General features: G+C 53.9%; 9 protein-coding genes. 8 read left to right on the top strand and 1 reads right to left on the bottom strand.

Going from position 1 to position 13,791, the window contains the following annotated elements:
- The first annotated feature begins 185 nt into the window (after positions 1-185).
- The 4 genes from AU511_RS02780 (at position 186) to potF (ending at position 5,526) form a co-directional block, all read left to right on the top strand.
- Entirely contained in the window at positions 186-1,583 is a 1,398-nt protein-coding gene (locus AU511_RS02780) for an FAD-dependent oxidoreductase (protein ID WP_094108698.1), read from the top strand.
- Positions 1,584-1,670: 87 nt separating this feature from the next.
- On the top strand, positions 1,671-2,516 hold the full coding sequence (locus AU511_RS02775) for a helix-turn-helix domain-containing protein (RefSeq protein WP_094108697.1): 846 nt from the start codon (positions 1,671-1,673) through the stop codon (positions 2,514-2,516).
- Positions 2,517-2,661: 145 nt separating this feature from the next.
- A complete protein-coding gene (locus AU511_RS02770; protein ID WP_094108696.1) occupies positions 2,662-4,143 on the top strand; it encodes an aldehyde dehydrogenase family protein in 1,482 nt (493 codons plus the stop codon).
- Between the two features lie 270 nt (positions 4,144-4,413).
- On the top strand, positions 4,414-5,526 hold the full coding sequence (gene potF / locus AU511_RS02765; protein ID WP_094108695.1) for a spermidine/putrescine ABC transporter substrate-binding protein PotF: 1,113 nt from the start codon (positions 4,414-4,416) through the stop codon (positions 5,524-5,526).
- Positions 5,527-5,774: 248 nt separating this feature from the next.
- Here potF and AU511_RS02760 read toward each other — a convergent pair whose 3' ends face one another.
- A complete protein-coding gene (locus AU511_RS02760) occupies positions 5,775-6,542 on the bottom strand; it encodes an SDR family NAD(P)-dependent oxidoreductase (RefSeq protein ID WP_094108694.1) in 768 nt (255 codons plus the stop codon).
- 1,493 nt (positions 6,543-8,035) lie between these two features.
- On the opposite strand from AU511_RS02760, the gene AU511_RS02755 reads away from it, so the two are divergent.
- The 4 genes from AU511_RS02755 to pabB all read left to right on the top strand — a co-directional run bounded on the left by AU511_RS02755 (position 8,036) and on the right by pabB (position 13,625).
- Positions 8,036-8,920 carry a LysR family transcriptional regulator gene (locus AU511_RS02755; protein WP_094108693.1) on the top strand — a complete coding sequence of 295 codons (885 nt, stop codon included), beginning with the start codon at positions 8,036-8,038 and terminating at the stop codon, positions 8,918-8,920.
- A 362-nt stretch (positions 8,921-9,282) separates the two neighbouring features.
- Positions 9,283-9,819 (top strand): hypothetical protein, encoded by a 537-nt coding sequence (locus AU511_RS02750; protein WP_094108692.1) that lies wholly within the window; start codon positions 9,283-9,285, stop codon positions 9,817-9,819.
- A gap of 1,180 nt (positions 9,820-10,999) precedes the next feature.
- Complete coding sequence (locus AU511_RS17515; RefSeq protein ID WP_205756405.1) at positions 11,000-11,632, top strand: anthranilate synthase component II; 633 nt, start codon at positions 11,000-11,002, stop codon at positions 11,630-11,632.
- Positions 11,625-13,625, top strand: a complete 2,001-nt coding sequence (pabB, locus tag AU511_RS02745; protein ID WP_205756403.1) for an aminodeoxychorismate synthase component I — start codon at positions 11,625-11,627, stop codon at positions 13,623-13,625. Before AU511_RS17515 ends, pabB begins: the two co-directional genes overlap by 8 nt.
- Positions 13,626-13,791: the final 166 nt, after the last annotated feature.

The following is a 13,791-nucleotide window of genomic DNA, read 5'->3' as shown; positions in this document are numbered from 1 at the left end:
TACCCAAATTAATTCTCTGTTTTTAATCGCTATTTTCACCTCCCTTTCTCAACATTCACCCGATCGCCTATCAGGCTATTTTTTCTCGCGGACCCGCACGGAAAGCCGCGGTCTATGTTTCATTTTTGGCCGTGTTTAGACTCAGCGCAAAGAGACCAAGATTCGTTGTGTTTCAGGAGCCGCCCATGACCACTTATTCAAATCCAGAAGCATTTGTTAACGTAAAACCTTATCCGTTCTGGCTGGATACCATTACCGCCGGGGCGCCCGCCCCTTCGCTGCAAGACAGCATCAGCTGCGATCTTGCCATCGTCGGCGGCGGCTATACCGGTCTGTGGACGGCGTTATTGGCCCGCCGCAGGTGGCCTGAAAAAAGGATCGTCATTATTGAAGCCAGGCGCTGCGGCTCCGAGGCAAGCAGCCGCAACGGCGGCTTCTGCTCTCCCAGCATCTCCCATGGGGTCTCCATCGCACTGAATCGCTGGCCTAAAGAAGCCAGAAAAATCATCGAATTAGGCAAGACCAATCTGAAAGATTTGGAAGCGGACCTTCATGAATTTGGCATGGAGATCGAGTTCGAGCTCACCGGTCAGTTGAATCTGGCGAGCCAGCCCTGGCAAATTGAAGGGCTGCGTTCCATGCAGCAGGATTACCAACGCTTCGGCCTGGAAAGCGAATGGCTGGAAGGCGACAGCCTGGCCGAGAAGCTGAACTCTCCCCGCTATAGCGCGGGCCTGTTCGAATCGAACTACGCCATGGTGAACCCCGCCAAAATGGTGAGCGAATTACATCGGGTTTGTCTGTCGCAGGGCATCGAACTGTATGAAAACAGTGAGGTGAAAGCGTTGACGCAACACGGCGGCGACGTCCGGTTGCGGACGGCTTCAGGAGAAGTGCTGGCCAAACAGGTTGTCCTCGCGACGAACATTGCCGTGCCGCTGCTGCGTCATCTGGCGTCGACGGTCATCCCTGTCTACGACTACGTACTGGTTACACATCCATTGAGCGACGCACAATTAGCCGATATCGGCTGGACGGGACGTTACGGCATCTCCGACAGCGGCAATAAGTTTCACTATTTCCGCAAAACGGCAGACAACCGCATCCTGTGGGGCGGATATGATGCGGTCTACCATTACGGCAGCCGCCGGGACGAATCGCTGACACAACGTCCCGAAACGTTCAACCGTCTGGCCGAACAGTTCCGCGACGTTTTCCCGGCCATTCAGGACATCGGCTTCAGCCACGCCTGGGGGGGGATCATCGACACATCCGCTCGCACGACGATGTTTACCGGCTGTGAAGCCGACGGCAAGATCGCCTACGCGTTGGGTTATACCGGACTCGGCGTCTCCGCTTGTCGTTTTGCCGCGCTGAATATGCTGGACCAGCTCGCTGGCGAAAAAACACCCCGCACTGAGTTACGTATGCTGTCCCGCGCGCCGATCCACTTTCCCCCTGAACCGCTGCGTTTTGCCGGCGTACAGGCCGCGATCCGATCTTTGGCCCGGGAAGACCGGGATGGGCATCGCAATATGCTGCTGAAAACCTTCGATGCTCTGGGTATCGGCTTCGACTCCTGACGGTACCTGACAGATGTCAAAAAACGGCGGCGTTTTTTTCTGATATCGGTTAGGTTCTCTGTGAAAGAATCTGCAATGGGATAGATTATGGATGATGACTTACGCACCCCTGAACGATTAACGACAGCCCTCTATTCACCCGAAACGGCGAATCATCACACGCAGCAAGTCATGATGCGTTATTACGAAGCCTGGTGGCAGCGCGACCTGGATGGGCTTCTCGCCTTGTACTCTCCGACGGTCGAGTACAACGACTTTTTTCAGGGATGCCGCATCACTCCCGAAGCGCTACGCGATTATCTGAGTGCTTGTCTTTCAACGACGGCGGAAGACACGCTTCACTATACCGATCGCCTGCGCGTCGATGGCGATACGGCAACCCTGCAATATCAAACCCCGCTCAGCGGCAGCGACAGCCGGGTCATTATCTGCTGTTGCGAGGTGGTGACGGTCTGCGATGGCGTGATTACCCGCGTCAATGAATACGCGTCCCTACTCTCTCAACCGCAGGGGAAAGGCTCCCCGAGCGAGCTGGACCACCGTGCCGCTTCCCAACGACTGGGGCTCTCGGCCCGCCAGCTAAGTATCATGGCTGACGACATTCAGCAGTATTTCACCCAACAGCGCCCCCATTTAAATGCGGATCTGAATCTGGTTCAGGTCGCGACCGCCACGGGCTACACCCGCAATCAGATTTCGTTTCTTCTCAATCACGTCATGGGCTGTAGTTTTTATCAATATCTCAACCGGCTCCGGCTTCGCCATGTGTTAACGCAGTGGAATGACGGCAGATATTCGTCCAAACGCATTGACGATGATGCCAAAGCGGCAGGCTTTCACTCCCTTTCGACCTTTTACCGCTGCTTTAGAGAGGAGACCGGACTTTCGCCCAAATCTTACTTGCAGCAGAGAATCGTCGAAAAAGCGGATTGACCCGATCCCTGCGACGGACCTTCACACGTGTGCTGGCGTCATCCACTTACAACGCGCACGGCCGACCAGCGAGACCGCCCTCTTTTGGCAAGCGGTCGCTGTAACCGCTTAACGGAATTTCATCGTCACCCGGGAGAAAAACACCATGCATGATCAGCTTTATATTGATGGACAATGGCAGGCGGCCACGCAAAACAAGCGTCTGGCGGTCGTCAATCCGTCGACCGAGGCGCTCATCAGCACGGTCGCCGCAGCCGGGCCCGACGATATCGAAAAGGCGGTAACGGCCGCCAGACGCGCCTTCGATGACGGTCCCTGGCCGCGAATGAGCGGAAAAGAACGCGCGGTTTACCTCCGCGCGATGGCGGACCTCTTGCGTCAACGTCAACGCGCACTGGCCGAGCTCGAAGTCAAAGACAACGGCAAACCACTGGCGGAAGCCGTGTGGGATATCGAGGATGCCGTCGGGTGCTTTGAGTACTACGCATCACTGGCCGAGGAACTGGACGAAGAACAACAGAGCATTTCTCTGCCAGACCCCCGTTTTACCTGCCGTGTCGTGCGCGAGCCGCTGGGCGTCGCCGGTCTGATCATCCCCTGGAATTACCCCCTGCTGATGGCGGCCTGGAAAGTCGCTCCGGCGCTGGCCGCAGGCTGTACTGCCGTGCTCAAACCTTCTGAGCTGACGCCATTGGGTGCGCTGGAACTCGCCGCCATTGCTGACGAGGCCGGGTTGCCGGCTGGCGTCCTCAACGTCGTCACTGGTCTGGGCGGTGAAGCGGGCGCGCCCCTGTCCCGTCATCCGGGCGTGGACAAACTGGCCTTCACCGGCAGTGTGCCGACGGGCAGCGCAATCATGCAGGCGGCCGCACAGGATATCAAAAACGTCAGTCTCGAATTGGGCGGGAAATCGGCATTTATCGTCTTCGATGATGCCAATATCGACGCCGCCGTCGAGTGGATTTTGTTTGGCATTTTCTGGAATCAGGGACAAGTCTGTTCCGCGACATCGCGCCTGTTGGTGCAAGATGGCCTCTATGAACGTCTGATCGAGCGATTAATTGAGGCCACCCGAAACATTCGTATCGGTGACGGTCTGCAGGAAGGCGTACAGCTCGGTCCGCTGGTCAGCGGCGAACAATACCAGAAAGTGCTTCAGGCGATTGAACGCGGCAAACGGGAAGGCGCGCGTCTGGTCTGCGGTGGTGAACGCCCCGATCATCTCACGCAGGGCTGGTTTATCGAACCGGCCATTTTTGTAGACACTCCGCTGGAAAGCGCGCTGTGGACGGAAGAAGTTTTTGGCCCCGTCCTGGCCGTTCGGCGCTTTCGCGCTGAAGAAGACGCGGTGAAACAAGCAAACGACAGCCGTTTCGGACTTGCCGCGGCGGTAATGTCTACAGAGGCAGAACGCTGCCGACGCGTCAGTCGGGCGTTACGCGCGGGCATTGTTTGGGTGAACTGCTCGCAGCCCACATTCACGCAAGCCCCCTGGGGCGGTTACAAGCAAAGCGGCATAGGCCGCGAACTGGGCCGTTGGGGGTTCGACAACTATCTGGAAACGAAACAGATTACGGAATATGTCAGCGAAGAGGCGTGGGGGTGGTATCTCAAGGATCAGGGGTGATTGCCCGAGCTCAAGGCATCGTGTCATTCGGGCGGCATTAGCCGACTTCATTCTACCTCTGACATCTGTTTTTCCTATTTTTCATCACCGGCAATTTGTTTTATAAATATCAATTAAAACAATGTCTTATATTTTATTTTTCGCTAAAGCGCCCTGTTTGCTATAGGGCGTGTGATAGTCCACTTCCTGAAAACCGTCTTCGTACAACGTTAAACATTCTCGTTCCCGATCTTTAATGGCTCATTCACTCGCGATAGGAGGAAGCAACGGATGTTCACCCACAATATCAAAAGGGTTTTTCACGCGGTTGCGGGCTTGCTGGTGGCTGTTTCCGCCTCCGCGTCCGCACAAGAGAAGATACTGCACATTTACAACTGGTCTGATTATATTGCCCCGGATACGCTGGAAAATTTCCAGAAAGAAAGTGGCATTGAGGTCATCTACGACGTTTTCGACTCCAACGAAGTGCTGGAGGGTAAACTGATGGCCGGCAGCACCGGGTTTGATCTGGTGGTGCCGTCGGACAGTTTTATGGCGCGTCTTCGCACCGCAGGCGTTTTTCGCCCACTGGACTGGAGCCAGTTGCCAAATGCCAAAAATCTCGACCCCGACCTGATGAAACTGGTCGCACAACACGACCCGGGCAATCGATATGCGGTTCCCTACCTGTGGAATACCACGGGCATCGGTTATAACGTCGATAAAGTAAAAGCGGTGCTGGGCGCAGACGCGCCGGTCGACAGCTGGGATTTGGTGTTCAAACCGGAAAATCTGGAAAAACTGAAAAGCTGCGGGGTTTCGTTCCTGGATGCGCCGGATGACGTTTTCGCCGCGGTACTTAATTATCAGGGCAAAAATCCTAACAGTGAAAACGTGAAGGACTACAGCCAAACGGCAGCCGATCTCTTGCTGCAACTACGTCCCTTTATCCGCTATTTCCACTCGTCGCAGTACATTAACGATCTGGCTAACGGCGATATCTGCGTCGCTATCGGCTGGTCTGGCGATGTGTTACAGGCAGCGCAACGGGCCGAGGAAGCCAAGAACGGCGTCAATATCCGCTACAGTATTCCGAAGGAAGGCGCTCAAGTGACGTTCGATACTTTCGCCATCCCGACCGATGCCAAAAATGTCGACGAAGCCTATCAATTCCTTAACTACCTCATGCGTCCGGACGTCATGGCCAAAATCAGCGATCACGTGTTCTATGCCAACGCCAATAAAGCGTCGTTGCCGCTGTTAAGCGAAGAGGTCCGTAATAATCCGGGCATTTATCCATCGGATGCTATCCGCGCCAAACTCTTTATCACCATGGACAAGTCACCCAAACTCGACCGCGCCCGTACCCGCGCCTGGACGCGCGTGAAAAGCGGCGGAAAATAACGCATCCAGGATCCCCCTGCGACGTTGCGCCCTGCAATGCGGGCAGGTAAGCGGTTATCGCGGCAGCATAACCGCTTACCTGACACTCAAAATAACGCAGAGCGTTGAAACGGTCGCCACTCTTAGCTACTCAGTAAATTGCAAGGGCGGTTCATGGGTGGCGCGCAAAATAAGCCTCGCATCCCGAGGGAAACGAGGCTTTGGTTGAGACGCGGCACACCCGCCCGAGCGAGCCGTTTTATATCCCCCTACTGCGCGAGGAACCCGCCGTCTATCGGCAGCACGGCACCGGTGATGAACGATGCCTCATCGGACGCCAAAAATAAAATCCCCCAGGCGATCTCTTCAGGTTTTCCCATGCGTCCCAGCGGATGCATCGCCACCACTTTTTCAATACCCTCCTTGGTCAGACCGGCCACGGCCGGGGTATCAATTGTCCCCGGCGCCACGGCGTTAACGCGAACCCCTTTCCCCGCCAGTTCAATCGCCAGATGTTTGGTCAAGCCCGACGCCACAAATTTCGCGGGGCCATAGACGGCCTGCCCCGGCTGCCCCCCGGCGGCGGAAATAGACGAGAGGAAGACGATGGCGCCCTTGCCCGCCTTCACCATCTCGCTGGCGGCGTATTTTGCCGAAAGGAACATGCCGCGCGCATCAACGGCAAACGTCTCGTCCCACAGTTCCGCGGTCGCCTCTTCCAGCGTGGCTTCCGGGATAATACCGGCATTGGCCACCAGAATATCTATATGCCCGAACTCAGCGAGAGTGGCATCGATCGTGCGGCGAATATCATCTTCATGCCGGACATCACAGGCCTGGGCGGTGACTTTATTGCCGCTCTCGCTCAGGCGGGCGGCCAGGTCCTTGACCCCAGCAGCATCTACGTCGGCGAGCATTAGCTGAGCGCCCTGTGCGGCAAAGAGTTCCGCCGTCGCGCGTCCGATACCTTTCGCCGCACCCGTAATGATGGCGACTTTGCCTGCCAGACGCCGATCGTGGTGAGTATTTACGCTCATGATATCTCCTGTAATTTGCGTGTTTGAGTCACATAATGAATGCATTCTGCCGGCCCTTCGCCATCAACCGTATTGACGCCGTCCATGTGAGACGGTGAATGTTCATGACAGGTCGACGGCGAGGCCGTGCCCGCAACGGATAAGGGACGTTGAAGCCCCATGGGCAGCAAGCCCTCGCATGCGGAAAGCCCCTTCGGCAGCGTGGCTCACGGCAGTAATGCGTTCCGTTCTTATTACAGTCTAGGTAGCGGATCGCGATCGTGCACCGCATCAAACGCCGCCTATCCTGAGGCCGCGAAGCGTGAGGCTGCCGGTAGACATCGGCCCATTCGCCTGTTCTGTCTGAGAAAAAATCAAGACGACACTATGACGTTTTCAATATCGCCCCCTTGATGATTAAATGAAGCGCCCCTCGGACCACCGTCTCACCGAAAATAAACGCTGGCAATATCCAAACCCCAACAATCGATAACCCATTATGGCCCGGGCTATTTCGATATCTGCCCTTTGTCTATATTGGGCATGTGCTATTTTTCATTAATTACAAAATAACTCACATCAGTTTCTAAAAAATAAAAGTTTCAACGCGGCTCAAATAAACGTCTGGCCTTGAATCCATTCATACTTATAATGACAGCCACTGCACCCGGACTTTGTTAGCAAATCCATCTTTATTAATAAAACCAGACGTAATCACCTCTATTCTTTTGACATTATCGAAATTAACGGATAAACACAGAAAAGACATGATGGCGAATAGCCTGGATATTGAACTGGATTTTCTAAAAAATAAGCAAACACCGGGCCACGTCACAAAATGAAGAAAAAAAGTTCAGGATTAAATTGCGATGGCGCAAAATTCACGACAGAGAGCAGACATCATGCAATGGGCTGCAATGCGCGAGCGCGTCCCCAGCGCGCTTGCGTTTAGTCATTTCCAAATAGGGAACAACAGTTCGCTGACGGGGAGCCGCAATGCTCATATTTTCTGATGGGGCAGGCGATAGCGCCGCCGCGAACCGGTCTTATCCCCTTCTCCACAGGTCCAAATACCGGTTAACATATTGAGCATGGAAGCCATCCATTTCTGATCCGGCACAGTGCTTGCCCATCGATTCAGAGTAGTGTATAGAATATAAAGCTCACTTATTTTTAACCAAAATAGAACATCAGGATATTTCCCAATGCCGCTGCGAGATACACCCACCGAGAAGAATTACGAAATAAAAAGACACATATTTTCTTATTCGCTGTTATGAAGCCCAAAAAAATCGAATATTGTTCTCATTATTATCATGATCATAAAACCCTTCAAAAGCACATAATCTATTGAAATAAAAAACACGAATACTAAAAAATTCGTCCCCAAGACGCAGTATTTCTATTTCTTTTGCTCTGGGCGCTGAGAGGTCCTGGTCTGATAAGACCCACAGACTTTTCATTTATCAATTAGGAAGATGAGTTGTATTTTATGGAACCCATAGAGGTGGTATATGATATTTTCAAAAAAAGTTGAGCATTTTATCGTGATATCGGAATTAGGCTCATTCAAAGCCGCCGCAGAACGCATCCATGTGACCCCTCCTGCACTGAGCAAAAGTATTAGCGATCTCGAAGACTCTCTCGGATATCGGCTGTTTAATCGTTCAAATTCAGGCATCAATCTGACGAAAGAAGGTGATTTATTTTATCGACAGCTGTTGCCCGTCAGGGAGCGCTTGGAAAATATCACCAAGCTGGTCACCAAAAACACAAAGTTTTTTCGTGAGCTGAAAATAGGGACGGACGCCTACAACGACAGTTTCTATAAAATCATCTTTTCGAACTCGATAAAAAAAGGGATTAACCTGTTGTGCATGCAGCACTCCTACACCGAGTTCAAAAATAAGCTGTTATCGGAAGAGCTCGACTTCTTCATCTCCTCCTGTCCTAAGTATGTCGATAGCTTCGAGCGTATTGCCTGCTTCGCTCTCATGAATGACAGTTGCATGCTTATCAGTGCGCATAATGTGAATGATAAATATGAGGATATTATGGAGCTGATCGTCGAGGAGGATTTAGTCGCTCACTCATCGATGCTGTCTCATCCCATTCTGGAAAAAACTATCCAGCACCGTCGAATGGCGAATACTCGCGCCAGAGTGCACATTTTCCCGGACTTTTCGCACGTCATCGAATATCTCGCTGCGGGTAAAGGTTATTCATTCTCCTGCTCTTCTTTTATGAACTTCGAAATATCCCGTCATATTCCTTTGGCCACTCGTCCCCTCTTTCTCAATCAGCCCGCCGAGGTGTCGTATATTTATTATCTCAAGCGAAAGGAGGATGAGCTGCGCCATTTCATTCAACTGATCAAAGAGTGCCATAACGTCCCCTGAGGTTTCAGCACTTCTCAGTACCGCCGGTCGCGCCTTCCGCCTGCCAGGCAGGCACGGAAAGATAAAATAGGCCGCCGGCGGCCTAATTCGGCAGGCATAGGTGTAAACGTTCATGCCGCGATTCACGGCCGCGGAAAGTGACATCGCGGACGTGGCAAATAACGCGATAGGACGCTTACCGGGACGCCGCGTTGTACCATAGCCCAACAGCATTGACAGGGTATTCGACGTTAACATCATTGAAACGCGCTCGTGTGACGTATAACAAATCCTGCTACTGTTTTATCGCATGTCTACCTCACCAGGTTTCGACGCGCACACATCGTGACCACCCCGCCGATTCGGCGCTGACAGGAGTTTCCATGAATCGGAGTTGCACCCTACTGTTTTTGACGGCGCTATCCGCCAATGTCTGCCCCCTCGCCTTCGCGGCTGAGATCAACCCCGTCCTCGTTGCCGTTCAATCGGAAACCGACGCACAGCTCGCACAGGCGCATCCCAGCGAACTTTATCAGTATGCCCAGCGGCTATATGAGGCTGGCGAACGTGATAAAGCCGTCACCTGGTTTTACATCGGCCAACTGCGCTTTCGCTATTATCTGCTGGCTAACCCCAATCTTCCGCCGGATGGCGAGCCCGCGCTGATGGCCTCTCTGAACGCCACGCTCGGACAGACCATCAACGAATGGGCTGGCGGTTCGCCCAAAAATTGGTCTGCTTCAATCCAGCAAGCACTGGCATGGGATGCCGCCCACCCCAACCCCGTGACGCCGAAAGCCCAGCATGCCGCCGAGTGGCAGAAGGTACGCTCAGGGCTGGAGCAACTGGGTGAGTATATACGCGATAACGAAGCCGAAATTCGCGCCAAACGCCAAGAAGCCGGGCTGGAAAATCGCTAACGGCACAGCAAGACGTTGCTAATGACACCACGCCCAAGCCCCATCGGGCGTTATCTGACGAACCGCTCTCTAGAGCTGCGGACCCAAGATGCAGGACAAGGTCGGCGAAGCCGCCCATGAGTCAACGTCGTTTTCTTACCTGACGCTCCCTCTGAATTCCCCACCCACCCACCAGCCAGCAGGTGCTCTCGACAACCTGCATTCAACATCTTTTCAGCTAGTAGCGTTTTTGACCAAGCCTTAAGCGAAAGCGTCCCCTGCCGGGTTGTCGCGAGCCTTCACATGCGACCTGAGCGCCAACCACGCCGATGAAGCCCACGTTCAGGGACAACCCGGTCATTTGATAGACATCCTCATAAGACAGAGAAATGTAGCCAGGCCGTTGTTGAGTATCGAAAAAGACTCAACATTCTACGTCAGGAAAACGGAATCGAGACTCCACATCATTCGAGTAACGGAGAGACGCGCGGCAATACAATGAGTGAAATTACGTTATTCATTGTGACGTACGAATAAAGCCATTGAACCGGTGACGTAAAACATGAAGCCTCTCTTTTAGATAAAACTTGAACCAACAAATAAAGCGCGATGGCCATTTTTTGTAAAAAACGAAAAAACCATTCAAGAACAGACACCTCCTCAGAAAATGAATTTGTGATTATCACGCACCTTTTTCTGACTAAAAATAACCCTTAGTTTTACCTAAAAATTAATTCATGATTACCCTAAGTCATTCTCATTATGAATTTTACGGGCGATGACTTTGAATACCGAAATCCCAATAGCCTATCCATTCTTACCGCCCACAACTGATACATTAAAACGTGATCTTTACTTACACCTAGCTTCGATAAAAAAAACACTATAAATCAACAGGAAAATATAAATAGCGAGACCGTTCCTTATTGGGTCGCGAACGCGCATATTATGCACGATATCTCATAATAATTAGAAATAAATATCATCGTTAACCCCGAACCAATATCGCGAGAATATTGTCACTACTGAGACAACGAATGATGAACACATCAATAACACACCAGGAAAATCTTGCATTAAATAGTCTGGTCGTGATAAAGACTCATTATTGAAGATTGACACTACATGTTCCCAAACCAGATTGATAAAACCTTTTATATGCTGATATTGAGCCGCTCTCTATTTCATGGAGGAATATACGATGCGTCATCAAAAAAGTGTTATTATCATCGATAATTTCGATAGTTTTACATTCAATATTGCGCAAATGGTCGGTGAGGTGAATGGCCGGGAGGCTCTCGTATTACCGAATACGCTCTCCTGGCGCGAAATTCATAAAATTCCCCATGACCGTATCATCCTTTCCCCCGGCCCCGGCACGCCGTACCAGCGACGAGACGTCGGCAGCTCAATGGACATTTTGGCGTATGCCGATGTACCGGTGCTGGGCGTCTGTCTTGGCCACCAATGTCTGGCGTTGCATCACGGCGGTCGCGTCATTACAGCCCCAGAACCGATGCATGGTCGCCTCCGGCGCATCCGACATTACGGCACCCCCTTGTTCAGCGGGATACCCGACACCTTCGAAGTCACGCGATACCACTCTCTGGTGGCCGACAGCGTCTTACCCGATGAGCTGGAACTGATCGCAGAGACGGAGGACGGCATCGTCATGGCGCTGCGGCACCGTACTCAGCCGCATTGGGGCGTCCAATTTCACCCAGAGTCAATCTGCTCAGAGTATGGCCGAGAACTCTTCAACAACTTTCTCTCCGACGACATCACCCCGTTTCAGATAAAAACTGCACAACACAAGGACGGTTTACATGTTTAAAGACCAAGACCGCGCCCCCGCGCCCGCCACCTCTGAATGTTACGCATTGCTGTGCGAGCCACTGCCGCTGACCGTCGACGCCGAAGACGTTTTCGTGCACGTTTACGGCCGCAGCGACTACGCGTTCTGGCTAGACAGCAGCCTGCTTGCTCCCCCTCTTTCGCGCTGGTCTTTTATGGGGGACGCCTCGAGCCACGATGCCAGCGTCACGTTTTACGATGCCCAACGGCAGACCGTGCAAGTTATTCGGCCCGTCGACAACAGCGAGGAGACGCTGACGCTGTCGATTTTCGACTATCTGGAACAGGGCCAAGCCTCGCTCACTCTGGACGAGCGGCAAACGCTGCCCGACATCCCTTTTCTCGGCGGCCACGTCGGCTATTTCGGCTATGAATTGAAAACCCTGACCTGCAACGTGCCATCGGTCCCGTCGCCTTATCCGGACGCCGCATTTCTGTTCTGCTCACGCTTTTTGGCGTTTAATCACGTCGAAAAACGGCTGTATGTCGTGGCCCTCTATCACCCTCAGGAGGAGGACGCGGCGCGTGGCTGGGCCGAGACGATGAAAGCAACGTTAAGCCACCTGCCGTCTGCCCCTCCCCTTACGGGAGGCACCGCTTCTCCTCCAGTGAACTTTGCGTTGCGCCAGAGTAGAGAGACCTATCTGGCCAACATCGAGGCGTGTTTGGCCCAAATCACTGCCGGGGAAACGTATGAAGTCTGCCTGACTAATGACATTTCCGCCCAGGTCCATGTTGACCCACTCGATCTGTACCGCCGACTGCGTCGCCGCAACCCGGCGCCGTACGCCGCGTATCTTCGCTTCGGGGAACTGGCGGTGGCCTGCTCCTCTCCCGAGCGTTTTCTGCGCATCGACCGCGACCGCATCGTAGAGACCAAACCGATTAAGGGCACTTCGCCGCGAGACGACGATCCCGTTCGTGATGCCTCTATTGCCGAGGCGCTACGTCTGGACGAGAAGAGCCGGGCCGAAAATCTCATGATTGTCGATCTGATGCGTAACGATCTCGGCCGCGTTTGCGAGCCCGGCAGCGTCAACGTCCCCAGCCTGATGCATATCGAAAGCTACCGCACCGTCCACCAGTTAGTCAGCGTCATTCAAGGCCGTCTTGGGGCCAATGAAACCGCGCTTAGTTGTATCGCCTCCTGCTTCCCCGGCGGCTCCATGACCGGCGCGCCGAAGATCCGCACGCTGGAGATCATCGATGCGATGGAAGAAGCTCCGCGTGGCATTTATTCCGGCGCCATCGGCTACCTGTCGCTGTCAGGCATCGTGGATCTCAACATTGTCATACGGACCATCGTCTGTACGTCGGACCGTGTCTCGGTCGGCTGCGGAGGCGCTATCGTCGCGCTGTCCGACCCTGTCGCAGAGTTCGACGAAATCCTGTTAAAAGCGCAGGCGCCGCTCGCCGCTATCGCCGAGTCTGTCACCGGTCAGGCTGATGCGCCTTTCACGATTGCAGGTGAATTCAGCGAAGCGGCCAAGTCACCTGCCGCTGAGGCGCTGCTGCGTTTAGCCAAACCGGAAGACGCACAGGCGATGACGGACGCGGTCTATCAGCTACTGCGAGAGCTGGGCGGACCCGGGCCGCAGTTTTCCCACGACGGCGCCCGCCGGGCCGCCCTCCGCATCACCGCCTCCCCGGATTTTGGCTTTGCCTATCTGGTCGAAGATCCCTTCAGCCGCGCGATTATCGGGTTGGCCACCGTCTCCCGGGTGCACGCGCTGCGCGCCAGCAGCGAATACGGCATTTTGCAGGAGCTATGGGTCGCACCCGATCACCGCTCGGCGCGTCTGGGGCAACAGTTGTTGGCGGCGGTGGATCGCGAAGCGCAACGACGAGGGTGGCCGATGATAGAAGCCACGTTGCCGATGGACGGCTATCCGGCGCTGGAAAAACTGACTCGATTTTATCAGGCCGCCGGCTACGCCAGCGCCGGGACACGCTACAGGAGACGCCAGGGATGACACAGACAACCATGCGGATTTATCAGGTGACAGACACGGCGCCGACGCCCGCCGCGCCACTGGCTACCGGTGACGGCCAATTCGTCCCCTCCAAAGAAGTGTCTGAGCGAACCGCCATCATTGGCCGAGGACTCCTTCGCCAGCCCAGGGTCTCCTGCGCCTCGCC

Source organism: Lonsdalea iberica (assembly GCF_002111585.1).
GTDB lineage: Bacteria > Pseudomonadota > Gammaproteobacteria > Enterobacterales > Enterobacteriaceae > Lonsdalea > Lonsdalea iberica.
This window is presented reverse-complemented; position numbering and strand designations above follow the sequence as displayed.